Source organism: Ralstonia sp. UNC404CL21Col, from assembly GCF_000620465.1.
Taxonomy (GTDB): Bacteria; Pseudomonadota; Gammaproteobacteria; order Burkholderiales; family Burkholderiaceae; genus Ralstonia; species Ralstonia flatus.
This window is the reverse complement of record NZ_JIBE01000003.1, coordinates 1,173,096-1,197,852: the sequence shown is the minus strand read 5'-3', so window position 1 is coordinate 1,197,852 and position 24,757 is coordinate 1,173,096. Positions and strand designations below refer to the sequence as shown.

General features: G+C 65.7%; 25 protein-coding genes. 12 read left to right on the top strand and 13 right to left on the bottom strand.

The window, feature by feature from the left end; translation table 11 throughout:
- Positions 1-193: 193 nt before the first annotated feature.
- The 4 genes from N511_RS0105740 to N511_RS0105725 all read right to left on the bottom strand — a co-directional run bounded on the left by N511_RS0105740 (position 194) and on the right by N511_RS0105725 (position 4,989).
- The gene (locus tag N511_RS0105740) at positions 194-619 is read right to left on the bottom strand and encodes a hypothetical protein (protein WP_027678417.1); all 426 of its coding nucleotides are present in this window, start codon (positions 617-619) and stop codon (positions 194-196) included.
- Between the two features lie 240 nt (positions 620-859).
- The gene (gene metH / locus N511_RS0105735; protein WP_027678416.1) at positions 860-3,577 is read right to left on the bottom strand and encodes a methionine synthase; all 2,718 of its coding nucleotides are present in this window, start codon (positions 3,575-3,577) and stop codon (positions 860-862) included.
- A gap of 16 nt (positions 3,578-3,593) precedes the next feature.
- The gene (locus N511_RS0105730; protein WP_027678415.1) at positions 3,594-3,947 is read right to left on the bottom strand and encodes a bleomycin resistance protein; all 354 of its coding nucleotides are present in this window, start codon (positions 3,945-3,947) and stop codon (positions 3,594-3,596) included.
- Position 3,948: 1 nt separating this feature from the next.
- Complete coding sequence (locus N511_RS0105725; protein WP_027678414.1) at positions 3,949-4,989, bottom strand: homocysteine S-methyltransferase family protein; 1,041 nt, start codon at positions 4,987-4,989, stop codon at positions 3,949-3,951.
- Between the two features lie 151 nt (positions 4,990-5,140).
- Between N511_RS0105725 and N511_RS0105720 the strand changes: the two genes are divergently transcribed.
- Positions 5,141-5,533 carry a rhodanese-like domain-containing protein gene (locus tag N511_RS0105720; RefSeq protein WP_027678413.1) on the top strand — a complete coding sequence of 131 codons (393 nt, stop codon included), beginning with the start codon at positions 5,141-5,143 and terminating at the stop codon, positions 5,531-5,533.
- Between the two features lie 112 nt (positions 5,534-5,645).
- Here N511_RS0105720 and N511_RS0105715 read toward each other — a convergent pair whose 3' ends face one another.
- The 4 genes from N511_RS0105715 to N511_RS0105700 form a co-directional block, all read right to left on the bottom strand.
- A complete protein-coding gene (locus N511_RS0105715) occupies positions 5,646-5,903 on the bottom strand; it encodes a BTH_I0359 family protein (RefSeq protein WP_012760982.1) in 258 nt (85 codons plus the stop codon).
- 319 nt (positions 5,904-6,222) lie between these two features.
- On the bottom strand, positions 6,223-7,062 hold the full coding sequence (pcaD, locus tag N511_RS0105710) for a 3-oxoadipate enol-lactonase (RefSeq protein WP_027678412.1): 840 nt from the start codon (positions 7,060-7,062) through the stop codon (positions 6,223-6,225).
- Position 7,063: 1 nt separating this feature from the next.
- Positions 7,064-8,203: a DUF3108 domain-containing protein gene (locus tag N511_RS0105705; RefSeq protein ID WP_027678411.1), complete on the bottom strand. Its 1,140-nt coding sequence runs from the start codon at positions 8,201-8,203 to the stop codon at positions 7,064-7,066.
- The gene (locus N511_RS0105700; protein ID WP_037026302.1) at positions 8,169-9,041 is read right to left on the bottom strand and encodes an IclR family transcriptional regulator; all 873 of its coding nucleotides are present in this window, start codon (positions 9,039-9,041) and stop codon (positions 8,169-8,171) included. The genes N511_RS0105705 and N511_RS0105700 overlap by 35 nt, the downstream gene beginning before the upstream one ends.
- A gap of 82 nt (positions 9,042-9,123) precedes the next feature.
- Between N511_RS0105700 and N511_RS0105695 the strand changes: the two genes are divergently transcribed.
- On the top strand, positions 9,124-10,116 hold the full coding sequence (locus N511_RS0105695) for a fumarylacetoacetate hydrolase family protein (protein WP_027678409.1): 993 nt from the start codon (positions 9,124-9,126) through the stop codon (positions 10,114-10,116).
- 9 nt (positions 10,117-10,125) lie between these two features.
- On the opposite strand, the gene N511_RS0105690 is transcribed toward N511_RS0105695, so the two are convergent.
- On the bottom strand, positions 10,126-11,034 hold the full coding sequence (locus tag N511_RS0105690) for an IclR family transcriptional regulator (RefSeq protein ID WP_027678408.1): 909 nt from the start codon (positions 11,032-11,034) through the stop codon (positions 10,126-10,128).
- A 104-nt stretch (positions 11,035-11,138) separates the two neighbouring features.
- On the opposite strand from N511_RS0105690, the gene N511_RS0105685 reads away from it, so the two are divergent.
- The 5 genes from N511_RS0105685 to N511_RS0105660 all read left to right on the top strand — a co-directional run bounded on the left by N511_RS0105685 (position 11,139) and on the right by N511_RS0105660 (position 16,430).
- Positions 11,139-12,143 carry an LLM class flavin-dependent oxidoreductase gene (locus tag N511_RS0105685; RefSeq protein ID WP_027678407.1) on the top strand — a complete coding sequence of 335 codons (1,005 nt, stop codon included), beginning with the start codon at positions 11,139-11,141 and terminating at the stop codon, positions 12,141-12,143.
- Between the two features lie 83 nt (positions 12,144-12,226).
- Positions 12,227-13,390 carry an ABC transporter substrate-binding protein gene (locus tag N511_RS0105680; RefSeq protein ID WP_027678406.1) on the top strand — a complete coding sequence of 388 codons (1,164 nt, stop codon included), beginning with the start codon at positions 12,227-12,229 and terminating at the stop codon, positions 13,388-13,390.
- Between the two features lie 86 nt (positions 13,391-13,476).
- Positions 13,477-14,295, top strand: a complete 819-nt coding sequence (locus tag N511_RS0105670) for an enoyl-CoA hydratase/isomerase family protein (protein ID WP_027678405.1) — start codon at positions 13,477-13,479, stop codon at positions 14,293-14,295.
- 56 nt (positions 14,296-14,351) lie between these two features.
- Positions 14,352-15,242: a PhaM family polyhydroxyalkanoate granule multifunctional regulatory protein gene (locus N511_RS0105665; protein WP_027678404.1), complete on the top strand. Its 891-nt coding sequence runs from the start codon at positions 14,352-14,354 to the stop codon at positions 15,240-15,242.
- Between the two features lie 3 nt (positions 15,243-15,245).
- Complete coding sequence (locus N511_RS0105660; protein ID WP_197032030.1) at positions 15,246-16,430, top strand: patatin-like phospholipase family protein; 1,185 nt, start codon at positions 15,246-15,248, stop codon at positions 16,428-16,430.
- Here the strand turns inward: N511_RS0105660 and N511_RS0105655 are convergent, their stop codons facing one another.
- Positions 16,431-17,126 carry a glutathione peroxidase gene (locus N511_RS0105655; RefSeq protein ID WP_027678402.1) on the bottom strand — a complete coding sequence of 232 codons (696 nt, stop codon included), beginning with the start codon at positions 17,124-17,126 and terminating at the stop codon, positions 16,431-16,433.
- A 403-nt stretch (positions 17,127-17,529) separates the two neighbouring features.
- On the opposite strand from N511_RS0105655, the gene N511_RS0105650 reads away from it, so the two are divergent.
- Both N511_RS0105650 and rfaE2 read left to right on the top strand, forming a co-directional pair.
- Complete coding sequence (locus N511_RS0105650) at positions 17,530-18,384, top strand: ferritin (RefSeq protein ID WP_027678401.1); 855 nt, start codon at positions 17,530-17,532, stop codon at positions 18,382-18,384.
- Between the two features lie 74 nt (positions 18,385-18,458).
- Positions 18,459-18,956: a D-glycero-beta-D-manno-heptose 1-phosphate adenylyltransferase gene (rfaE2, locus tag N511_RS0105645; RefSeq protein WP_027678400.1), complete on the top strand. Its 498-nt coding sequence runs from the start codon at positions 18,459-18,461 to the stop codon at positions 18,954-18,956.
- A gap of 4 nt (positions 18,957-18,960) precedes the next feature.
- Here rfaE2 and N511_RS0105640 read toward each other — a convergent pair whose 3' ends face one another.
- The 3 genes from N511_RS0105640 to N511_RS0105630 form a co-directional block, all read right to left on the bottom strand.
- On the bottom strand, positions 18,961-19,734 hold the full coding sequence (locus N511_RS0105640) for an SPOR domain-containing protein (protein WP_027678399.1): 774 nt from the start codon (positions 19,732-19,734) through the stop codon (positions 18,961-18,963).
- A 101-nt stretch (positions 19,735-19,835) separates the two neighbouring features.
- The gene (locus N511_RS0105635) at positions 19,836-20,717 is read right to left on the bottom strand and encodes a type III pantothenate kinase (RefSeq protein ID WP_027678398.1); all 882 of its coding nucleotides are present in this window, start codon (positions 20,715-20,717) and stop codon (positions 19,836-19,838) included.
- Complete coding sequence (locus N511_RS0105630) at positions 20,714-21,595, bottom strand: biotin--[acetyl-CoA-carboxylase] ligase (protein WP_027678397.1); 882 nt, start codon at positions 21,593-21,595, stop codon at positions 20,714-20,716. The genes N511_RS0105635 and N511_RS0105630 overlap by 4 nt, the downstream gene beginning before the upstream one ends.
- 187 nt (positions 21,596-21,782) lie before the next feature.
- Here N511_RS0105630 and N511_RS0105625 point away from each other — a divergent pair, with 187 nt between their 5' ends.
- From N511_RS0105625 to N511_RS0105615, 3 genes are read left to right on the top strand one after another with little or no spacing between them, the layout of a single operon-like run.
- Positions 21,783-22,907, top strand: coding sequence for an MlaE family ABC transporter permease (locus N511_RS0105625; RefSeq protein ID WP_027678396.1), 1,125 nt, complete (start codon positions 21,783-21,785; stop codon positions 22,905-22,907).
- A complete protein-coding gene (locus N511_RS0105620; protein ID WP_027678395.1) occupies positions 22,904-23,785 on the top strand; it encodes an ABC transporter ATP-binding protein in 882 nt (293 codons plus the stop codon). The genes N511_RS0105625 and N511_RS0105620 overlap by 4 nt, the downstream gene beginning before the upstream one ends.
- Complete coding sequence (locus tag N511_RS0105615; RefSeq protein ID WP_027678394.1) at positions 23,785-24,753, top strand: MlaD family protein; 969 nt, start codon at positions 23,785-23,787, stop codon at positions 24,751-24,753. Before N511_RS0105620 ends, N511_RS0105615 begins: the two co-directional genes overlap by 1 nt.
- Positions 24,754-24,757 lie beyond the last annotated feature (4 nt).

Below are 24,757 nucleotides of genomic sequence, written 5' to 3'. Positions count from 1 at the left end.
CTGGCGGTTTGAGAGGGTGTTGTCTGCGTTTCCATAAGAGACCTCGGGAATGTGCATGAATCGCAACATGTCGATGCCTCCCGTTCAGCAATCTACGTGCCTGACCCAGTAGGCCCAAAGAAAACGGGGCGGATGAATTCCGCCCCGGTGATGGCCACGCCACGCCGGCCTGGCCGGCGCGATGCCGTATTGCTTACTTCGTCTGTGTCGTGGCACCGGCGTTGGCGCCCGCATCGGCGCTCAGGCCGGCGGCGGTATCAGCCTTTGCGGCCTTGCCCGACTTCTCTGCCGATTTTTCGGTCTTGCTGACCGACTTGCCGACCTTGTCGGCGGTCTTGTCGACGCCGGCTTCCGTCTTGGCCTTGTGTTCGTGTGCGGCCTTGGCGCCGTGCTCAGCCTTGGTGTTCAGTTGGCTCTTGGCGGACTCGGTGTCCAGCTTGGCGCCGCCGTCCGACTTCGCATCGGCCTTCAGGCCCACGCCGGCGTTGCCTTGCGCCGGTGCCACGGCCGCGGTGCCGTTGGTTTGCAGCGATGCGCCGGCCGACGGGGTTTGCGCGTTGGCGTAAGCCGAAGCAGCAGCGATGGCGATGGCGGACAGGGAGATCAGCAGCTTGTTCATGGAGAGACTCCTTTCATTCTGAACGGCCACGCGAGGGATTCGTCGCGGCATCACTCTGTGTGTGTTGAGTGAATGGGTTCAGTCTATGGAGCCCTTCCGGTTACGACTGTTAGGGGGTGTAAGCCTTTGTAATGTAAGGATCGCCCCTCTTGAAACCCCGGAAAAGCCAACGCCAGCAAGGGTTTGCGGACGTAAGACACAGTGCGGATCACACCATGTCTTAAACGTCTTGTCACAGAATCAGAGATTTGGGGCGAGGGCGCGCTCCACGAAGGCGCGGTCTTCGCCGCTGCGGGCGATCATGTCGTCCACCTGATCCTGGCCGATCTTGCCGAGCGTGAAGTACGTGCTGTCCGGATGCGACAGGTAGAAGCCCGAGACGGACGCGGCGGGCGTCATCGCCAGCGCCTCGGTCAGGCCCATGCCGATCTCCTGCGCGTCGAGCACGCGGAACATGTCGCGCTTGACGGTGTGCTCCGGGCAGGCCGGATAGCCGGGCGCGGGGCGAATGCCTTTGTACTCTTCGCGGATGAGCGCGTCGTTGTCGAGCGTTTCATTCGGGGCATAGCCCCACAGGTCGCGCCGTACGCGGGCGTGCAGGCATTCGGCAAAGGCTTCGGCAAAGCGGTCGGCCAGCGCCTTGAGCATGATCGCGCTGTAGTCGTCGTTGTCGGCTTCAAAAGCGGCTTCACGCTTTTGCACCCCGATGCCGCCGGTCACGGCAAACAGGCCGATGTAGTCGGCAATGCCGGTGCTCTTGGGTGCGATGAAATCGGCCAGGCAGCGGTTCGGGCGCATCACGCCGTCGATGATCGGGCGCTCGCTCTGCTGGCGGATGTTGCGCCAGGTCAGCGCGACTTCCGAGCGCGATTCGTCGGTGTAGATTTCGATGTCGTCGTCGTTGACGGTATTGGCCGGCAACAGCGCGATCACGCCGTTGGCCGTGAGCCAGCGCCCGGCGATCAGACGCGCGAGCATGCTCTTGCCGTCGGAGAACACCTTGCGGGCCGATTCGCCGACAATCTCGTCGTTGAGGATGTCGGGGAATTTGCCGGCCAGGTCCCACGTCTGGAAGAACGGGCCCCAGTCGATGTACTGCGCGAGTTCGTTCAGGTCGTAGTTGCGGAACACGCGGCGGCCGATGAACTTCGGCTTGGGCGGCGTGTAGTTGCTCCAGTCGATCTTCGTCTTGTTGGCGCGCGCGGCGGCCAGCGACACCATCGGCGTGGCCTTCTTGTTGGCGTGCTGGGTGCGGATGCGGTCGTAGTCGGCGTGCAGTTCTTCCACGTAACGTGCGGCGCCTTCGTCCGACAGCAGGCTCGACGCCACGCTCACCGAGCGCGAAGCGTCCGGCACGTAAACCACCGGCCCTTCGTAATTCGGGGCGATCTTCACGGCGGTATGCACGCGGCTCGTCGTCGCGCCACCGATCAGCAGCGGAATCTTCTTCACGCGGAAGTATTCGTCGCGCTGCATTTCCGACGCGACGTAGGCCATTTCCTCGAGCGACGGCGTAATCAGGCCCGACAGGCCGATGATGTCCGCGCCTTCCACCTTCGCCTTGGCCAGGATGTCGTTACACGGGACCATCACGCCCATGTTCACGACCTCGAAGTTGTTGCACTGGAGCACGACGGTGACGATGTTCTTGCCGATGTCGTGCACGTCGCCCTTGACCGTGGCGATGACGATCTTGCCGCGCGAGCGCACGTCGCCGCCTGCCGCCGCAATCTGGCGCTTTTCTTCCTCGATGAACGGAATCAGGTGCGCCACCGCCTGCTTCATCACGCGGGCGGATTTCACCACCTGCGGCAGGAACATCTTCCCGGCGCCGAAGAGGTCGCCCACGATGTTCATGCCGTCCATCAGCGGGCCTTCGATGACCTGGATCGGACGGCCACCGGCGGCAAAGATCTTCTGGCGGACTTCTTCAGTGTCTTCGACCACGTAGTCGGTGATGCCGTGCACGAGCGCGTGGGCCAGCCGCTTTTCCACCGGCTCCTGGCGCCAGGCGAGGTTTTCTTCGCGCTTTGTGCCGCCGCCCTTGTAGCGGTCTGCGATTTCCAGCAGGCGGTCGGTGGCGTCGGGGCGGCGGTTGAGCACCACGTCTTCCACGCGCTCGCGCAGCTCGGGGTCGAGGTTCTCGTACACGCCGAGCTGCCCGGCGTTGACGATGCCCATGTCCATGCCGGCCTGAATCGCGTAGTACAGGAACACGGTGTGGATCGCCTCGCGCACCACGTCGTTGCCGCGGAACGAGAACGACACGTTCGACACGCCACCGCTCACCTTCGCGTACGGCAGGTTCTGCTTGATCCAGCGCGTGGCTTCGATGAAGTCCACCGCATAGTTGTTGTGTTCTTCGATCCCAGTGGCCACCGCAAAGATGTTCGGGTCGAAGATGATGTCTTCCGGCGCGAAGCCGACCTTGTTGACCAGGAAGTCGTAGCTGCGCTTGCAGATCTCGGTCTTGCGGGCAAACGTGTCGGCCTGGCCTTGCTCGTCAAACGCCATCACCACGGCGGCCGCGCCATAGCGCTTGATGAGCTTGGCGTGGTGCGCGAACTGTTCTTCGCCCTCCTTGAGCGAGATCGAGTTGACGATCGCCTTGCCCTGCACGCACTTCAAGCCCGCCTCGATCACGTCCCATTTGGACGAGTCGATCATGATCGGCACGCGCGCGATATCGGGCTCCGAGGCGATCAGATTCAGGAAGCGCACCATCGCCGCCTTGGAATCGAGCATCGCCTCGTCCATGTTGATGTCGATGACCTGTGCGCCGTTTTCGACCTGCTGGCGCGCCACGGCCAGCGCCTCGTCGAACTGGCTGTTCAGGATCATGCGCGCAAACGCCTTGGACCCGGTGACGTTGGTGCGCTCGCCGACGTTGACGAACAGCGTGCTCTCGCCGATGTTGAACGGCTCGAGGCCGGAAAGGCGCATGGGGTGGTCGGTCATGATGGTGCGGGTTCGGTCAGGCGGGGGCGTATTCGCCCAGCTTCAACAGGTTGCCGTGCGGGTCGATCACGTAGAGTTCTTTCATACCCCACGGACGCACCGCCGGCGGCGCGAGCGCGAGGCCGCGCGCGGTGAATTCTTCAAACAGCGCCTGCGTGCTCGGCACACGCAGGTAGCAGGAGGTGTTCTCGGCAATGCGTCGGTCGTCGCACAGCCAGAAATGGATTTCAGTGCCATCGCGCTGCACGATCAGGTAGTCGTCTGCGACGAGTGCCTGCGTGAACCCGAGCCGCTCCGTGTAGAAGCGGGCCGATTCCTGCAGGTCCAGCGAGGCCAGCACCGGGATCGTGCTGTCGATGCGCGCCGTCATGTCAGGCGGCTTCGAGATACTGGCCGGGCCAAGCGCGCGGCTTGCGGTTGGCCACGCGATCGGCAATCGCCTTGATGTGCTCAGGCGTGGTGCCGCAGCAACCGCCCACCAGATTCACCAGGCCGGCCGAGGCAAACTCGTCGACCAAGCTGGAAGTGACGTCAGGCGTTTCATCGAAGCCCGTGTCGCTCATCGGGTTGGGCAGGCCGGCGTTGGGGTAGCACGAGACGGCCGTATCGCAGATCTTCGCCAGCTCGGCGATGTACGGACGCATCAGCGCAGCACCCAGCGCGCAGTTCAAACCGAAGGTGATCGGCTTGGCGTGGCGCAGGCTGTTCCAGAACGCCTCGACGGTCTGGCCCGAGAGAATGCGCCCCGAGGCGTCGGTCACCGTGCCGGAGATCATCACGGGCACGCGCTCGCCGGTGTCCTCAAACAGCTGGTCGATGGCGAACAGCGCCGCCTTGGCGTTGAGCGTGTCGAAGATGGTCTCGACGAGGAATACGTCCGCGCCGCCTTCGAGCAGCGCCTTGCCCTGCTCGTAATACGCGTCCCGCAGTTGGTCGAAGCTGACGTTGCGGGCGCCCGGGTCGTTCACGTCGGGCGAGATGCTGGCGGTCTTGGGCGTGGGGCCAAAGGCGCCCGCCACGAAGCGCGGCTTGTCGGGCGTGCTGTATTTGTCGCAGGCTTCCCGTGCGAGGCGGGCGGCTACGACGTTCATCTCGTAAGCCAGCTCCGCCATCTTGTAGTCTTCCTGCGCGATGGTCGTTGCGCCGAAGGTGTTCGTTTCGATCAGGTCCGCGCCGGCGGCCAGGTACTGTTCGTGGATTTCGCGGATGACGTCAGGGCGGGTGAGCAGCAGCAGCTCGTTGTTACCCTTCACGTCGATCGGATGGTCGGCAAATCGGTCGCCGCGGTATTGCGCCTCATTCAGCTTGTAGCGCTGGATCATGGTGCCCATCGCGCCGTCCAGGATCAGGATGCGCTCGCGCAGCAGCGCGGGCAGGTTGGCGGCACGGGTGTAGGGCAGGGGCGCGGTCATGGGAGGGACTCCGGGGTGCGGCGGCCGCCGAATCTTCAGAACTTGCGGCCAAAAACGAATTTTACCAGTCGCATCAATGACTTGCCGCCGTTGTGGGCAATGGCGCTTCTATAATCGACATCACGCCAATTGCTCCGCTCTGACGCCCGCCATGCAACTGCTCGACCCCACAGACGCCCACGCGTTCCTGCAGCGTACGCCCGCCGCCCTCTTTATCGACTGCCGCAGCGAAATGGAACACCTTTTCGTGGGGCATCCAGCCGGCGCGCACCACGTCTCGTGGAACGACGGCCCGCACTGGGAGGTCAATCCGGAGTTCGTGCCGACCGTGCGCAAATTGGCTGGCCACGGCATCGAGCGCCCGGTCGTGCTGATCTGCCGGAGCGGCAATCGCTCCGCGGCGGCGGCGCACGCCCTGGAAGAAGCGGGGTTCCGCGATGTCTACGTCGTCCGCCACGGCTTCGAGGGCGATCTGGACGGCACGCGCCATCGCAACACGCTCAACGGCTGGCGTCATGCCGGTCTGCCCTGGGAGCAGTGCTAGAAACTAACTATCGGCCCGATAGTCGATCGACCCATGAAAAAACGCCCGGCAGCGCCATGCTCCGGGCGTTTTTTACGGATTGTTCTGGCGGGCGGTCTTGCCCGCGGATGCCTCAGTGCATCGTGACGGGTTGCGTCATTACTGTGTCGAATTTGCCGAGGAAATCGTCGACTTCTTCAACGGTCGGTTCGCTGGCGATGAGCTTTTTCACGTCCTCGCGGAAATGCTCAGCCAACTCGCCACCGAGGAAGATCTCACGTTTGAGGTTCTTGTCCACGATCTCGTAGCCGCCTGCTGCCAGCATGGCGTGTTGGCCGTCTACACCGAACTCAACAACACAGTAGTTGTCGCTGTTGTAGATCATTTGCATGGTGCACCTCCGAGGCGTCAATTGTCTTGCTGTTGTGGGGACTGCTCTACTGCTGCACCGGGTAGATGGGGCCCACCATCATGACTTCAAGGGCCGATCAACTCCCGCCTCATGATCGTTCTGCCCCATCTGTTCCTTGGGCTTCATGATCGGTCACAAAGTTCGCAAACGCGAGGCGAAATGTGTGACGTGCGTTGTGATCGCGTAACAAGACCTTTCCGGGCCTGCACCGAAAGGAGCAAGCGGCCTTCCGCCATTCGGCCAGTGGACGACGGGCGGTGTGCGGGGCGCTTGCAACTATCGGCAAGGCAAGCAGGCCTCATGGCGTGTCACACTGGCTTCCGCATCCCGCGTGCCCGAGGAACTCATCCAGATCGGCGAGAAAGGCCTCCTCCTGTTCGATAGGGGCCAGGTGCGCTGCATGCGGAATCACTTTCAAACGTGCGTCGGGAATGTGCGAGGCGATCTCGCGCGCTGCTTCTACAGGCGCGCCGGTGTCCTGCTCGCCGGTCATGACAAGCGTCGGGCAGGCGATGCGCGCCAGCGCGCTGCGCGTGTCGAGCGCCTTGATGGCCAGGCACGCGCCGACATAGCCGTGAGGCGGCGTAGCGCGCAGCAACGCCCGGATGCGTTCAACCACGTCGGGATGGGCTTCACGAAACGGCGTGGTCAGCCAACGCTGCATGGTGGGTTCGACAATGCCGCTCATGCCGTGCGCTTCGACCTGGCCGATGCGTTCGTCCCACATCGGATGCGCGGACACAGGCGTGTAGCACACGGTGTCACATAGCGTGAGAGAAAGCAGCCGCTGCGGGTGCCGCACGCCCAGAACCTGCCCGACCATGCCGCCCATCGACAGCCCAACGAAATGCGCCCGTTCAATCGACAGCGCATCGAGCAGACCGGCCACATCGTCCGCCATCTGGAACAGCGTGTAGGGGCCGTGCGGGGCGCTGGTCTGGCCGTGGCCGCGTGCGTCGTAGCGGAGCACGCGATAGCGGCCGGCCAGGCGTTGAGCGGCGCTGTCCCATAGTTGGTGATCGACGCCCAGCGCGTGCGCGAGCACGACCCATGGGCCGTCTGCGCCGTCGGTGCGGTAGTGGATGTCGATGTCGTTGGCGCGCACCGTGCCGGAATTGGAGAGCGCGTTGGCGTCCATGTCAGCCTCCTTCCTGGGACTGGTAGACCAGATCGAACTGCATGCCGTTGGGCTCGGTCTGGCGCAGGCGTACCGGCAGCCAGCCGTGATCGGGGGACAGCCAGATCTCCACGCGGCGCTTGTCGTCGGCGCGGCGCGGCAGCCGTATGAAGTGCTGCGCACGAATCGTGCCGTTCGGCGTGTCGACGCTTTCCTCGCCGACGTGCTGGACGCGGGCGACTTCCACGCTGTCGGTATCGGCGATCGGGAATTCCAGCGTGAGGCCGGGGCTGGCGATGCGCTCGGGCCCGCCGCGCGCCAAGCCAGTCAATTGCAGGAAGACGCTGAAGCGGTCTTGTGTGCCCTCCGGCAACGGCAACACGGTTGGCGTGCGCGAGAAAGTGACCGTCGATGCGCTCTGCGTGCCGGACGCCGGCCCCTGCTCAGTGGCGTAATGAAAAGTCGTGACGTCGGGCTGTCTACGGCCACGCACTTCTTCGTAGCGTGTGGGGGTCAAGCCATATGCGCCGACGGTGCCCGCGCTGCGAAAGGCGAGCGTGCCGAAGAACAGCGGCAACGGAATTTCCACGGCCAGCGTGTAAGTTTTGCCGTCGGTGGCCCAGCGGATCACACCGTCCTCGTTACGGACGCCGTTGACGTACGTGGCGTATCGCAGCGTGGCCGACGGCGGGAGCGAGAAGCCGTCACCGCCGGCCGCAGGCGGCCCGGCAGGGCCATCGCCGCTCAGATCCCGGACGACGCCGGTATCGCCCGAGGCTTGTGCGCCGGCGCTGGTGAACTCGGAAGGGTCCATGCTGGCGAGATCGGGCGCGGGCGCAGGTGTCGGCGCCGGCGTCGGTGCGGCCTGCGGGCGCGGATGCGGTGCCGGCCGCTGCCGGGGCGTCGTCGAGGGCCGGGGAGGCGCTGGCGGCTGCACCGGCTCCGGGTGCAGCAGCAGCGCGGGGATGATCTGCTCCGGTGCGGGCGGCCACGTCACCTGACGGCTGCGCGCAACCCACACGACGGCAATGACATGCAGCACAAGCACGGCCAACAGCACGACCCCGAGACGGCCAAGCCGATGGAAACGGCGCCTGCGCGATGGCACGCCGTTGGTACTCAGTTCGTCAGGATTGCGGGGCGTTGGGGGCAACGTATCCAAGGTCGGCGGAAAGCTGTTGTGCGGCCAGCCGCAAGCGCCGCTCCAGCGGGCTGCTCCAGGTGGTGTCGAAGGTGCTTTGTGCGCCCAATGCGATCAGCACGAGACACAGTTGGCCGTTGGCGTCGAATACCGGCAGCGACATCGCGTTGATGCCCGGGAGTACGCCGCCGTGGATGCGCGAGGCGCCGTGCAAGCGCACGTCGGCGCAGATGGCGTCGTAGGCTTCGAGCGTTTGCGGCAGCTCCGGGTTCTCGGCGTCGGCTGACTCGCCTTTGGCCGCAATGCGATCGAGTTCGCGCTGGACGAACGAGCGCGTCTGCGCGCGCGGCAAGTACGCGCCGAACACGCGGCCGGTGGCGGAGTTCAGCATCGGCATCACATCCCCCAGGCGCAGGCTGACCGTCACGGGATGGCTGGCTTCTTCCCAGTGGACGATGGCCGGGCCCTGGTTGCCCCAGACGGCCAGGCCGATGGTGTGATCGATCTCGTCGCGCAGCGCGGCGGCGGCGGGCCGGGCGCGGCGCATCGGATCTTGCCGGTTCAGGCTCACCAAGCCCATTTCCAGCGCGAACGGGCCGAGGTCGTAACGGCCTTCGGGCGTTTGCGTGACGAGCCCCAGCCGCGCAAAGCTCACCAGATAACGGTGCGCCTTGGCGGGGTTCATGGGCGCAGCCCGCGCCAGGTCGCGCAGCATCATCGGGCCGTTGGTGTGCGTGAGCACTTCCAGCAGCCGGAAGCCGACTTCGATGGACTGGATGCCCGAGCGCGCGGGCGCATCCAATTCGCCATCGGCATCGGGCTCCAGGTCGAGATCGGTGTCGGCGGGCAGCGGTGGCATGGTCAGGGGCAATGGATCGGTTCGGGCCAGTTTAGCCGATGCTCGGTGTACCATCCGCGCAGCCTTTCTCCATACAACGCACATGAAACTCGCCACCCTCAAGGATGGCTCGCGCGACGGGCAGCTGGCCGTGGTCTCGCGCGACCTGAAGACCGCTCACTTCGCCACGCACATCGCCGGCACGCTGCAGCGCGCGCTGGACGACTGGGCCTTCCACGCGCCGCAGCTGCAGGATCTGTACGACCAGCTCAATGCGGGCCGCGCACGCCACCCGTTTGCGTTCGACGCCGCCAACTGCATGGCGCCGCTGCCGCGCGCGTACCAGTGGGCCGATGGCTCGGCCTATGTGAACCACGTTGAACTGGTGCGCAAGGCGCGCGGCGCCGAGATGCCCCCCGAGTTCTGGACCGACCCGCTGATGTATCAAGGCGGCTCGGATGACCTGGCCGGCGCGCACGACCCCATCGTCTGCCGCAGCGAAGCGTTCGGCATCGATTTCGAAGCCGAAGTCGCTGTCATCACCGGCGACGTGCCGATGGGCACCGAGCCGGCCGCCGCCGCCGAGGGCATCCGCCTGATCATGCTGGCCAACGATGTGTCGCTGCGCAATCTGATTCCGGCTGAGTTGAACAAGGGTTTCGGCTTCTTCCAGAGCAAGCCGGCAACGGCGTTTTCACCCGTGGCCGTCACGCCCGATGAATTGGGCGAGGCCTGGCGCGAACGCAAGGTGCATCTGCCGATGACGGTGCGCTGGAACAACAAGAAGGTTGGCCAGCCCGAGTGCGGCACCGACATGGTGTTCGACTTCGGCCAGCTGATCGCGCATATCTGCAAGACGCGCAACGTGCGCGCGGGCAGCATCGTCGGCTCCGGCACGATCTCGAACGTGGACCGCAGCAAGGGGTACGCGTGCATCGCCGAAAAGCGCATGCTGGAAACCATCGAATCCGGCGCGCCCGTCACCGAATACATGCGCTACGGCGACACCGTGAAGATCGAGATGTTCGACGCCAACGGCGTGTCGATTTTCGGGGCGATCGATCAGGAAGTGGTTGCGCCGGGCACGCAGGCGTAAGGCTTTGCCTTATGCGGATTCGGGTGCCGTCCTCGGACGGCGCCCCCGCTTTGGCGCAGCGGCACCGGCCGTCAGCGCCTGCCCGTGATACCCGAGGCGCAGCGATAGCGTCCGCCCGGCCTCGCGCAGCAGCCGCGACGCAGGCCCCTCCAGGCTCGAATCGAACACGCTGGACAAGCCCAGCGCCGTGATCGCCCCCGCCAGCTTGCCCTGTGAATCCAGCACCGGCACGGCCACCGAATCGATGCCGTGGACCAATGTCCCGCCGATGCGCGCCACGCCTTCCTGCCGCACCGCCTGCCAGCGTGCGCGGCAGTTCAGCCAGTCGGTCAGGCCCGCCTTGCCGGCCCCCGGCCCGCGCAATTCACGGTCGATGAGCGAGACGATCTGGATTTCGGGCACCCACGCGGCGCACGCCTGCCCCGTGGCCGAATTCAACAGCGGCATGACCGAGCCCACCCGCACATTGACCGCCACCGGCCGGCCGCTGTCTTCCCAGCGCACGATGACGGGGCCGCGCGCGGTCCAGATCGACAGAAACACGCTTTCGTTCAGCCGCTCGGCCAGCTTGGGGAGCAGGTTGCTGCCTTCGCGCACGAAATCCACGTCGGACAGTGCCGACAGCCCCACCTGCAACGCCTGCGCGCCCAGCCGGTAGCGGGCGGAAGCGGGGTCCTGCTCGACAAAACCCATGCGTTCCAGCGACACCAGATAGCGGTGCACCTTTGCGCGCGGCATGCCCAGCTGCCGGCCGAGTTCGGAGACGGCGTGGGCGCCGCCGGCATGCGCCATCGCCGAAAGCACGCTCAGCGCGATCTCGGCGGACTGGATGCCGGCGCTGGTGCGTTCAGGCGTGGCGTCTTCTGCGGGCAGTTCGTCGGGCGATGTGTCGGGCGGCAGCGGGTCGTCGATCGGCATCTTGATGTCTCGGGTGTCGCTTTATAAGATACGCGTTACGTAAAAAGATACAACCGGCGAGGCGGCCTGCGCGCTGGAAAAGACCTCGAACCCCGGGAGACGCCATGAAGCTGTCGATCTTTTCCGTGCAGGACCATTACCCCGACCGGCCCCGCAGTCTGCCGCAACTCTACGCAGACGTCATCGCCCAGGCGCGCCACGCCGAAGCGCTCGGCTACGACACCTTCTGGGTGGCCGAGCATCACTTTCACGAGTACGGCGCCGTTCCCAACCCCGCAGTCTTTCTGTCGCATCTCGCCGCGCAGACACAGCGGCTGCGCCTCGGCACGGCCATCTCGATCCTGACTTTCCACCATCCGGCCACGGTGGCCGAGAACTACGCGATGGTCGATGCGCTTTCGGGCGGGCGGCTGTCACTGGGCGTGGGCTCCGGCTACCTCAAGCACGAGTTCGAAGGCTACGACGTCGACCCCGCCATCAAGCGCGAGCGCTTTGACGAAGCGCTGATGCTTGTCGAGCGCTTGCTCGCCGGCGAGCGCGTGCACCACGCGGGCCAGTTCCACACGCTGCGCGACGTGCGCCTCAACGTTCTGCCGGTGCAGACGCGTGTGCCGATCCACGTGGCAATCCTGCGTCGCGAGGCGGCGTATCACATTGGCCGGCAGGGCCGGCGCATGCTGTTCGTGCCGTATGCCTCGGTTGAAAGTTTTGAGGACATCCGCATGTTGATGGACGAATACCGCCGTGGTCTGGCTGAAGCAAACATTGCCGACACGCGCGGCATGGCGGCCGTCGCGCTGCACACGCATGTGGGCCCGACCGAAGCCGCCGTGCGTGCAACGGCCGCCGACGCATTCGACCTGTACGTCGCCACGCGGCTCTACGCGCGCCGCCAGACGTACGACGATGTGCTCGCCAGCGGCCTGTCGTTGTTCGGCACGCCCCACGCGGTGGCCGAGAAGCTCGCGCAGCTGTCCGACATGGGCGTCGATCACGTGATGGCGCTGCACAACTTCGGGTTGATGCCGCAATCGGCCGTGCTCGAATCGATGCGCGCGTTGGTGGAGGATGCGCTGCCGCGTGCCGGTATCACGGCGCTCGCTGCCTGAACTGCCGAGCCTGGGCGACTCCGCATCGCCAAACCGCCGCAAAACCGCTACGCTCTTTGCCAAACCACGGGAGGAGACCCCCAATGCAGCGACCGAAGTGGCGGCACGCAGGCGTACTGGCTGGTTTGGCTTTGTTGTCTTCCGCCGCGCTGGCGGACATCCGCATCGGGGTCACGGTGTCGGCCACCGGGCCGCAGGCGTCGCTGGGGCAGCCCGAGAAGAACGCCACCACGCTGTGGCCGCGCGAGATCGGCGGGGAGCGCGTCGACGTGATCGTGCTCGACGATGCGTCGGACACCACGCGCGCGGTCACCAACACGCGCAAGCTGATGAGCGAGTCGAACGTGGACGTCATTGTCGGCTCGTCCACGACGCCGAATACGCTGGCGATGATCGACGCGGCGGCCGAAGGCAAGACGCCGGTGATCTCACTGGCCTCATCCGCCCGGTTGATCGAGCCGATGGATGCCAAGCGGCGCTGGATCTTCAAGACGCCGCATTCCGACTCGCACATGGCGTCGCTGATTGCCGAGCACGCGGCAGCGCACGGCGTGAAGACCATCGCCTACATCGGCTTTGCCAACGCGCTGGGCGAGGCCTTTCTCGCGGAGGTCCAGCGCTTTGCCGATCTCAAGCACATCCGCATCACCGATACCGAGCGTTTTTCGCCCACCGACAACAGCGTGACCGCGCAGGTGCTGCATCTGCTGGCCAACAAGCCTGATGCGGTGGTGATTGGCGGCTCCGGCACGCCCGCTGCACTGCCGGCCCGCGCGCTGGCCGAGCGCGGTTACACCGGCAAGATTTACTTCAACCACGGCGTATCCAACAACGATTTCGTCAAGCTGTGCGGCAAGGACTGCGAAGGCGCCTACGTGCCGACCGGCCCCGTGATGGTCGCCGCCGAATTGCCCGACGCCAATCCGGCCAAGAAGCAGGCGCTGGATTTTGCCCGTCGTTACGAGGCGGCCTTTGGCAAGGGCAGCGTCTCGATCTTCGCCGCCTACACGGGCGACATCGGCTTGCTGTTGCAGCGCGCGGTGCCCGTGGCGCTCAAGCGTGCCAAGCCGGGCACGCCGGCCTTTCGCGAGGCGCTGCGCGACGCACTGGAGCAGGGGCGCGATCTGCCGACCAGCACCGGCGTGGTCAACATGAGCCCGCAAGACCACGTCGGCCTGGACCAGCGTGCCCGCGTGATGGCGCAGATCCGCCGCGGCCAATGGCATCTGGCCGATGCCCCGAAGTGACAGTGACAGTGACGGTGACGATGGCGCACATCCCGCGTTGCGCGCGCGATCTCATCCGCTATGCTTGATCCATTACCTCAGACGCCATGACTTCGCTCGCTCCCCGCTTTGCCCGCTACCAGGCGCTGACGCTCGTCCAGCACGGCCCGATCCTCGAAATCGTGATGGGCGCGGCGCAGTCGGCCAACCGCAAGCTGTCCACCGCCGATGCCGGCCTGCACCGCGAGCTGGCGGAAATCTGGCGCGATGTGTCCGCCGAGCCGTCGGTGCGCGTCGCGCTCATCCGCGGTGAGGGCAAGGGCTTTTCGGCCGGCGGCGATCTGCACCTCGTCGAGCAGATGGCCGACGACTTCGAGGTGCGCACGCGCGTCTGGCACGAGGCGCGCGACCTCGTCTACAACGTCATCAACTGCGACAAGCCGATTGTCAGCGCCATGCACGGCCCGGCCGTGGGGGCAGGGCTCGTCGCCGGGTTGCTGGCCGATATTTCGATCGCCGCGAAGGATGCCCGCATCGTCGACGGCCACACGCGCCTGGGCGTGGCGGCGGGCGACCATGCCGCGATTGTCTGGCCACTGTTGTGCGGCATGGCCAAGGCCAAGTATTACCTGCTGCTGTGCGAGTCCATGACGGGCGAGGAGGCCGAGCGCATCGGGCTGGTTTCGCTCGCCGTGCCCGAATCGGAACTCGTCAACCGCGCATTCGAAGTCGCGGAGCGCTTGGCGGCCGGTTCGCAGACGGCCATCCGCTGGACCAAGTACGCGCTGAACAACTGGTTGCGCATGGCGGGCCCGAGTTTTGATACGTCGCTGGCGCTTGAATTCATGGGTTTTGCGGGCCCCGACGTGCGCGAGGGCATTGCGAGCCTGCGCCACAAGCGTCCGCCCACGTTCGACGGCGCCTGATTGAAGATGACGACTCGCAAGCGCGCCCGACCCCCGACCGATTTGTAGGAGACACCATGTTCACCCAGATGCCCAATTTCGCCGAAGGCGGTTTCGATTTCCTGCGCAAGCTGTGGGGCGGCGGCTTTGCCGGCATGGCCGGTGGCGGCATGCCCAACATGGCGAGCTTTGCCGCGCCGCCGATGGATCTTGAGGAAATCGACAAGCGCATCCACGACCTGCGCGCCGTGGAAAGCTGGCTGCAACTGAACGCCAGCCTGCTGCGCACGGCAATCCAGGGCCTGGAGGTGCAGCGCGCCACGCTGGTGGCGTTGCAGACGTTCGGCTCTGCACTGTCGCCGGAGGCCATGAAATCTGCGTTCGACGGGCTGACGCCGGACGCGTCTTCGTCTTCATCTTCATCGTCTTCTGATGAGGCATCCAAACCTGCGTGGCCCCACACCGCCGCCACAGCCAAGCCGGCTGACGACGAACCGCCGCCCGAAGACGAGGACGAGGCGGAGGAAGACACGGACGACGATCAGGCTGAAGCCCGCGCCGAGAATGCCAAGGCCCAGGCCCAGGCCGCTGCGCAGGCGCAAGCAGCCGCCCGCGCCGCCGCGGCCGCGCTGGACCCGTCACCGTGGTGGAACATGCTGCAGCAGCAGTTCAACCAGATCGCGAGTTCCGCAGCGGCCGCCATGCCGATGCCCCAGAACCTGATGCCGGGCTTCCCTGGCGGCTTCCCCGGGTTTGGCGGCGCCCCGGGCGCGGAAGGTCTGGATGCCGCGCCGGAAGATATCGAAGGTACGCAGGCGAAGTCCAAGCCCGCAGCCGCCAAGCCGGCGCAGAAACCGGCCGCCAAGACGCCTGCTGGCAAGACGGCCAAGCCCTCCGCCAAGAAGGCCGCTGCCAAGAAAGCGCCCGCGAAATCTGCACCTCGCAAGCCCACCAACGACACGCCCTGATCGATGTCGACAGACTGCACTGCACTGTTGATGATGGGCGGCGGCGCGCGTGCCGCCTATCAGGTCGGTGTGCTGCGCGGCATCGCAGGATTGGCGCGCGAGTATGCGCCGGGTGTGGCGCGCACGCCGTTCGATGTCATTTGCGGGACTTCTGCGGGCGCGATCAACAGTCTCGGCCTCGCCCGCGGCGCGCAGGATTTCACGCTCGCCACCGAGGCGCTCACCCAGCTCTGGGGCAGCCTGCATGCCGATCGTGTGTATCGCACGGACGTCGGCCGCGTGGGCTCCAGCGGCGCCCGGTGGTTGACCGCGTTGGCGTTCGGCTGGATGACCGGCCGAACGCCGCGCGCGCTGTTCGACAATACGCCGCTGCGTGAATTGCTTGAATCGCAACACGACGGTCAGCAGGTGCAGGCCGCCTTCGACGCCGGAGCGCTACGCGCACTGGCCATCACCGCGCTGTCTTACACCACGGGGCGTCACGTCACGTTCTATCAATCGCCGCACGTGGTGCTGCCGTGGCGGCGGTCGCAGCGGATTGCGGTGTCGGATCAGATCGGCGTGTCGCACATGCTCGCGTCGTCGAGCATTCCGTTCATCTTCCCGGCCGAGCCGGTGCCCCTGGAAGGGAACGACGAATGGTTCGGCGACGGCACGATGCGGCAGATGTCGCCGTTGAGCCCGGCCATTCATCTGGGTGCGAATCGCATTCTGGTGGTGGGTGCGGCGTCTCGCACGCAGCCTGGCTGGTACGACACGGTACCGGCGTCCGGCTATCCGTCGCTGGCGCAGATTGCGGGGCAGGCGCTGGCGAGCATCTTTCTCGACGGGCTTTCAGCTGACATCGAGCGGCTGCAGCACGTCAACGCCATGGTGGCGCGCAACCCCGAAATTGCCGACGCGCGCGACGGCTGGCGCAAGATCGAAGTGCTGGTCATGGCGCCTTCCGAGCGCATCGAGCTGATTGCCTCCCGCCACGTGCAGCGCCTGCCGGGCACGGTCCGCGCACTCCTCAAGCCGCTGGGCGGCACCGAAGCGCGCGGCGCGGCATTCGCCAGCTATCTGCTTTTTGAGCCGGAGTTCACGCAGGAACTGATCGACCTGGGCGAGCGCGATGTGCAGGCGCGCCGCGACGAGCTGGCGGCGTTCCTGTACGGCGCGATTCCGGACACGATGCGCGCAGCCTGATCAGCGCGACGAGCGTGTCGATGGATCAGCCAGCAGCGCGTCGATGCGCTTGATCAGCGCCGGGTCGCTCGGCTCGACGCTGCTCGGGAACACCGCCGCCACGCGGCCGGTGCGGTCCAGCAGGTATTTGTGGAAGTTCCACTTGGGCGGCTGGCCCGTCTGCGTCGCCAGCCACGCATAGAGAGGCGACGCGCTCGCGCCTACCACCGGCGTCTTCGAGAACATCGGAAATTTCACGCCGTACGTGTTGTAGCAAAAGTCGGCGATCTGCTTGCTGTTGCCGGGTTCCTGCTGGAAGTCGTTGGACGGAAAGCCCAGCACCGTCAGCCCCTTGTCACGGTACTTTGCGTACAGCGCTTCGAGCCCTTCGTACTGATGCGTGTAGCCGCAATAGCTCGCGGTGTTGACGACCAGCACGACGCGGCCGGAGTACTGGCACAGGTCTTGTGGCGCGTCGTCCTGCAGGCGCTTGACGCGAAAATTCAGGCTGGCAGGGCATGCGCCTGCGGCCACCGGCCCTTGCACGGTCGGTGCAACGCCAGCCGTGGCGGCATGTCCCGTGCGGGGCAGCAGCAATGCAATGACGGCAATGGCAATCGCAATGACGATCATCAGCACATGGTGCCGGCGCAGCGCACCCGACGCGTGCAATTGCAGGCGCGGACGTCGCGCGGAAACGGTGGCGGGAAACAACATGGGCACTCTCCAAAAGCGGACGCTCAGCCGGCGAACCGGAGTTTGTCTTCAGTCTAGGGTATAACGCCCCGGGGTCGCACCGGTTGGAATGTGCGGTATGCGTTGCCTGTCATTCGGCACACGGATTGCAGCGCTTCCTATACTGAAACCTCGCCGGGCGTCGTCCGGTCCGACACAAAAGACGACAGCCCGCGTGCTGTCGATCACATCGCGGCCTACCGCGAGACGACGCGCGACGGCATCGCGCGTGAGGGGGTCGCCGGGCCACGTTGCAACCGTGGCTGCGGCAGGCCTGTTGTGATGAGGAAACGGGCAGACCAAGAACTTTGCTCCGGCAACCATGAAAAACGGGGGCTGGTCAAGCATGTCTGCTAGAATCCGCCTGCAAATTCAAAGGCTTACCATGCTCTATCCCGAATTGTTCAAGTCGTTGGAAGCGGTCCGCTGGAATATGGAAAAGGATATTCCGTGGGACACGTTCGATGCGTCGCTGCTGACCGACGCGCAAGCGCAGACCATCAAGATGAATGCCATCACCGAGTGGTCAGCCCTGCCGGCCACCGAGATGTTCCTGCGTGACAATCGTCACGACTCCGATTTTTCGGCGTTCATGAGCGTGTGGTTCTTTGAAGAGCAGAAGCATTCGCTGGTGCTGATGGAATATCTGCGCCGCTTCCGTCCGGATCTCGTGCCGACCGAAGAAGAGCTGCACAACGTGCGCTTCGAGTTCGATCCGGCCCCGCCGCTGGAAACGCTGATGCTGCACTTCTGCGGCGAAATCCGCCTGAACCACTGGTACCGCCGTGCCTCCGAATGGCACACCGAGCCGGTCATCAAGGCGATCTACAAGCATCTGTCGCAGGACGAAGCCCGCCACGGCGGCGCCTACCTGCGCTACATGAAGAAATACCTCGGCCAGTTTGGCGACAGCGCGCGCAGCGCATTCGCCAAGATCGGCGTGCTGATGGCCTCGGCACGTCGCACCGAAAAGCCGCTCCACCCGACCAACCTGCATGTCAACAAGGCGCTGTTCCCGCAAGACACGGTGCAGTCGCGCCTGCCGAACCCGGATTGGCTGGAGCACTGGCTGGACGAGCAGATCAAGTTCGACGCCGGCTGGGAAAAGAAGGTCATCGAGCGCATCCTGCACAACATGGGCCTGCTGTTCGAGCGCACTTTCGAGACCGTGCAAGACCTGAACCGCTATCGCAAGGAACTGAACGCACGTCTGCTCGGCTCGACCGAACAAGCTGCCTGATCCTTGCCACTGGCAGCCAGCGGCCCATCGATTCGATGGGCCGTTTTGTTTTCCACTCCGATTCCGCTTTTGCCATGACCGCTCGCCAGCCCGCACCCGCCTTTGAACAGAAGATCTGCGACGCCGCCGATGTGGAAGCCCGCGTGCGCGCCTTGCCGCGCCCCTTGGTCTTCACCAACGGCGTGTTCGACATCCTGCATCGCGGTCACGCCACGTATCTGGCGCAGGCGCGTGCGTTGGGCGCGTCGCTCGTGGTGGGGGTGAACACCGATGCCTCGGTGCGAATGCTGGGCAAGGGCGACGACCGCCCGCTCAACACACAGGACGATCGCCTGGCCGTGCTGGCTGCGCTGGAAGCGGTGAGTCTGGTGGTGTTGTTTGCCGAGCGCACGCCGGTCGAACTCATCAAGCGCGTGCGCCCTGACATCTACGTGAAAGGCGGCGACTACGACATCGATGCGCTCGAAGAAACGCGCGTGGTGCGTAGCTGGGGCGGCACGGCGCTGGCGATTCCGTTCGAGCACGATCGCTCGACGACGGCCCTGCTCAAGCGCGTGCGCGCGACGTCCTGAAGGGTTAGCGCGATGCCGTGACCGCCGCGCAAGCGTGCAGGTCTTCGGCGCCCAGGGTTTTCTTCAGCGCGGCCAGTTGGGCTGCGACGCCCGAAGCCGCATCGGCGGTGGTGGTCACGCGCAGCGACGTCTGCGAGCCAAGCCGGCGCGTTTGCGTGACCACGGCCGTGCGCACGTCCTTGGCGCGCAGTTCATCGAGGCGCTGCTGCGCGCGCTCCTTGTCGCGGAACAGGCCCAGCGACACCACAAACGTATTGCCTTCCTGCACGATGGCTGAATCCGCCACGTTGCGGCGCTTGAGTTCAGAGACCTTGCGCTCGGCATCGTCGCGCGTGTCGCGGGCCGGCATGTGGACCCACCAGCGGTTGTCTTCCTGACGCGTGATGCGCTCAACCTGCACGCCCGCCAGCTGCTTCAGCTGATCGATGCCCCGCGTGGCCTGTGCTTCGGTCAGGCCGCCCAGCTCGGTGCAACTGCCGCCGCTTTCAGCGGTGCCGGCAGTGGTCAGCGCCGCAGGCTCGATGTTGGCTTGCGAGCCCGATGCGGCTGGTGCGGCGCCAGCCGGCGACGATTTGGGTACGGTTGCGGCCGGTGCAGAAGCGGGTGCCGGCTCGAGAATGCGGATCTCTTCGGTGCGGATCTGGCGACGCATGCGATCAGGCTCGCGCTCGCTTTCGAACCACGCCTTGGACACTTCGGGCCCGAACACGCCGGTATTGGCCGCGAGCAGAACGCCGTTGACGAGCAGCAGGAGCAGCAGGGCGAGGCGAAGCGTCATGGTGCGAACGGACGTGGATTCGGATGGTGGCTCGGAATGCAGAAACACAGCAGCAACAACGGTAAAACGTCAGGCGAACACAGCAGCCCGGCTTGGTGAGACTAAGCCAGCGTCGCGGCGCCTTCCCGGCTCGCACGCGCCAGCACCTGCAGGCCGAGCAGCACGAGATTATCGTGCATCTGGAACGGCATGCGCAGATGCGGCCCCAGCGCAGCGCGCGCGCCGCCGCTCAGCACGCAGCGTGCCGGCCCGGGATGTTGCTTCTGTAGTGCCATCCACGTCTGCGCAATGGCGCCCGCCTGCGCGATGACGCAGCCCAGCGCGATGGCGTCTTGCGTGTTGTCGGCCCAGGGTGGTGCCACGACGTCGCCCGCACTCAGGTAGCTGACATCCACTTCGGGCAACTGCGCGGTGTTGCGGGACAGTGCGCGCATCATCAACGTGAGGCCGGGCAGGATCAGGCCGCCGGCAAACAGGCCGTCGGGCGTGACGATGTCCAGCGTGGTGGCGGTGCCGGCCGTCACGAGCAGAAGGGCGGTGTCGGGCCACAGATGGCGGGCGCCGACCGCGCCGACCCATCGGTCAGTGCCGAGTTGCGTCGGGTCGCGATATCCGTTGCGCAGGCCGGCGGTGGCGTCTTCCGATGCCGCAATGCGTACGCGTGCCCCGTCGAACACGCGGGCGATGCGGGCGGTGAGTGCATCGCGCAGTGCCGGGCCGGCCACCGCGCTGATCCACACCTCGGGTGGGGCAACGCCGGAGGCGTGGCAATCGCGCCAGTCTTCCACCAATTCTGCCAATCGATCGTGGGCGCGGGCGCCGGCATGCTGCCAGGGCGTGCCGCCGGGTTCTTCGGGCAGGGCGAGTTCGGCATCGGCGCCGCCGGCAATCCACGCCCATTTGATGCGCGTATTTCCTGCGTCGATCAGCAACAGCGGACGGGCGGGGGCGGCGTGCGCGGCCGAGACCTTCTGACGTGTCATGGCTGCTCCGCGTCTGCGCTGCGCAAGGAGACCTCGCCGCTGTGGACCCACTGCACACGTCCGCCCGATTCAATCGCGAGGCGGCCTTGCGCGTCGATGCCATGCGCCACGCCTTCGAGCACCACGGTGCCGTCCTGCCACAGGCGCACGCGTTCGCCGGCAAAGGCATCACGGGCGGCAAACGGCGCAACGAACGGCGCCAGGCCCTGCGCGCCGAAACGCTGTAGATGTTCCCCCAGCGACGTGAGCATCGCCGAAAACACGGCGTTCGGTTCGGGCGCATCCACCAGTTCTTCCACGCCCGACAGGCCTCGGCCCAGGGCGGTCTCCAGCACGCGCGGCCGTTCCAGGTTTAGGCCGATGCCGATGACGGCCCAGGTCTGGCCCGGCTCCTTTCGCACGGTCTCGACCAGGATGCCGGCCAGCTTGCGCCCGGCGATCTGCACATCGTTGGGCCATTTGAGGCCGAGCGCCTGTCCGCTGCCGCCCCGCGCTTCCGCGTATCCAGCCACGGCGTCGGCCACGGCCACACCCACGGCCAGGCTCAGGCCGCCGAGTTGCGCAGGCTCACCGGCAAAGGCGCAGGCGACGGAGAAGGTCAGGCCGTGGTCGCCGCTCCAGGGGCGCCCCTGACGGCCGCGTCCTGCCGTCTGGCGCTGCGCGGCCAGCACCCGCGCGCCGAGCAGCGGCGCCGTGCCGGCAGGGGCGGGAGCCGCCGTGTTGGCAGGCCATGCGGCATCACGCACCGCGGCCATCAGGTCTGCGCTGGTGGAGCCGGTGGCTTCGACCACGTCGACAGGCCAGCCGGCGGCCGGGCCGCTGGGCTGGATACGCTCGCGCGCAAGGCGCCATCGCGCGGAGGGTTCGGCAAGAGACATAGAAAAACGGGCGATCAGGTTCGCGCTGAGAATGCGCGCATTGTACGAGCGGCGTTGCAAACATGGGCCCGGCGCTTGCTTCAAGCGACGCAAAGGCCTCACAGTGTGGGAGCCAGTGTGACAGTGTTCGGCGGCGCGTTGGCTACAATTCGACCGATATCCGGCATCACCGCTTACGGAGAACCGTTTGATCACCTGCCGTACACCGCAGCTTGAGGTGCGCGTCGTCGATGGACGCTCCGTCGCCTTCCTCTCTGGCGACTGGACGACGCTTGCCCTGGCCGAACGCGCCGGCGTGCGCAGCGCGCGCCAGCAGATCCGCGCCGGGCTGGACAACGCCAACGCGTGGTGCCTGACCGAAGTCGGCCGTATCGACCACTTTGGCGCGCAGCTGCTCTGGCGTGCCTGGGGCAACCAGTGGCCCGAACACCTTGACGCCCGGCCCGACCAGCGCCGCATGATCGACCGCGTGGCCAAGCTCGACCCCGGCGGCTGGAAACAACGCCTGGCGCCGCGCATGAACCCGGTGGCGATCCTCGGCGCAGGCATGCTCGACTTCTTTGATCACGCCCGTGACGGCATCGCCATGGTGGGGCAGCTCGTGTTCGACTTCGGCAGGTTTCTGGCCGCGCCGCATCGCGGGCCGTGGCGCGAGATTTCCGCCAACATCTACAGCACGGGCTACAAGGCGCTGGGCATCACGGCGCTGGTCGGCTTCCTGATCGGCATCGTGCTGAGCTACCTGTCGGCCAACCAGCTGCGCGTATTCGGGGCCAGCATCTTCATCGTCAATATTCTCGGGATGGCCATCATCCGGGAGCTTGGGCCGGTGCTGGCCGCGATTCTGGTGGCCGGGCGTTCGGGCTCGGCCATCACGGCGCAGATCGGCGTGATGCGGGTGACCGAAGAGCTGGATGCGATGCGCGTGATGGGCATCTCGCACGGCTTCCGGCTGATCCTGCCCAAGGTGATTGCGTTGGCGATCGCCATGCCGCTGCTCGTGGCGTGGACCGATCTGCTTGCGCTGGCGGGCGGTATTCTCGCGGCCAAGTTCCAACTCGATATCAGCCCGACGTATTTCATCACCTCGTTGCCCGATGCGGTGCCGGTGGCCAATCTGTGGCTCGGCATCGGCAAGGGCGTGGTGTTTGGCATGCTGATCGCGCTGGTGGCGTGCCACTTTGGTCTGCGCATCCAGCCCAACACGCAGAGCCTCGGCGAGGGCACGACGACGTCCGTCGTGGTATCGATCACCATCGTCATCCTGGCGGACGCGGTGTTCGCCATCCTTTTCAAGGACATCGGGATATGACGCGACCCCGTCATCCGCATATCGAGCACGCCGGGGCCGCACCCGAGGCCATCACGCCCGCGCGCGAACGCGTGATCGAGGTGCGCAGTGTCACCAAGCGCTACGGCAAGGTGACGGTGCTCGACAACATCAACCTGGACGTTTTTCGCGGCGAGGTGCTTTCCATCGTGGGCGGTTCGGGCAGCGGCAAGACGACGCTGCTGCGCCAGGTGGTGGGGCTGGAGAAACCCACCTCGGGCACGATCCACATCTTTGGCGAGGAGTTGACCTGCCAGGTCGGCAACGATCTGCAGTCGATGCGCAATCGCTGGGGCATGCAGTTCCAGCACGGCGCGCTGTTCTCTGCGTTGTCCGTGATCGACAACGTGGCGTTGCCGATGCGCGAATTGCGCACGCTGCCCGACGCGTTCATCCAGCGCGTGGCGATGCTGAAGCTGCAGATGGTGGGGCTCAAATCCACCGATGCCGACAAGATGCCGTCGGACCTGTCGGGCGGGATGATCAAGCGCGTGGCGCTGGCGAGGGCGTTGTCGCTGGAGCCGGAGCTGGTGTTTCTGGACGAGCCGACGGCTGGGCTGGACCCGCGCGCGTCGGACGACTACGTCGCGCTCATCCGCGAGTTGCGCCAAGAATTGGGCCTGACCGTGGTGATGGTGACGCACGATCTCGACACGCTGGTGGCACTGTCCGACCGCATTGCCGTGCTGGCGGATCGCAAGGTGCTGGCGGCCAAACCGCTGGACCAGATCATTCAGATCGATCATCCCTTCATCAAGGAATATTTCCTCGGTGAACGGGGCAAACGGGCCCTCATGGCGCTGGGCCCGCAGATGACGGAGGCGGTGGCCGCGGCCTCGCTTTCGACGCAGGAGGATTGATGGAAAACAAAGCCCACGCATTCCTGGCCGGGCTGTTTACGATCGGGCTGGTCATCTTCATCGGACTGGCAGTCATGTGGTTCAACCGCGACCAGACGGTGCGTGTGCCCTACGAAGTGGTCACCCGTTCCACTGTCAACGGGCTGAACCCGCAGGCTTCCGTGAAGTACCGCGGCCTGGATGTCGGCAAGGTCGACAGCATCCGTTTTGACGATAAGGTGCCCGGGCAGATCGTCGTGCGCGTGCTGGTCGACAAGGATGCGCCCATCACCACCACGACGTATGGGCGTCTGGCGTACCAGGGCGTGACGGGCCTCGCCTATGTGCAGCTCGACGATCGCGGTTTCGACAACAGCAAGCGTGCGCCGAGCCCCACGCACCTGGCCACGTCGGAGAAGAACCCCGCGCGCATCCGCATGGAAGCCGGCTTCCTGGACGAACTCGACAAGCGCGGCGACCAGATGCTTTCCAAACTCGATCAGACGCTCAGTTCGCTGTCGATCATGTTTGACGACGAGCATCGCCAGCAGGTCACTGCGTCGCTGCAATCGTTCCAGAAGACGATGGACGCCTACAGCACGCTCGCACAGCAGGCTGAACCGACCATGCGCCGCCTGCCGCAGATTGCCGACAACCTCGATTCCACGCTGGTGGCCACGCGCAAGCTCACGCAGTCGCTGTCGGATCCGAAGGGGCCGTTGATGACGACGCTTTCCGGTGCCGGCACCGATCTGACGGCGGCAACGCAGTCGATGCAATCCGCCGCCAATGTGCTGACGTACGAAACGCTGCCGCAGCTCAATGGCTTTGCGCGTGAGGCCCGCCAGGCCGTGCGCGGCTTCGATCATGCCGTGACCGACTTCAACGCCCGGCCGCAAAGCGTGCTGTTTGGCCCCGCACCCGGCGCGCCCGGCCCCGGTGAAACGGGCTTTACCGCCCCCGCCGCCCGCGCTTCGGTCCAGCCCTGAGGAG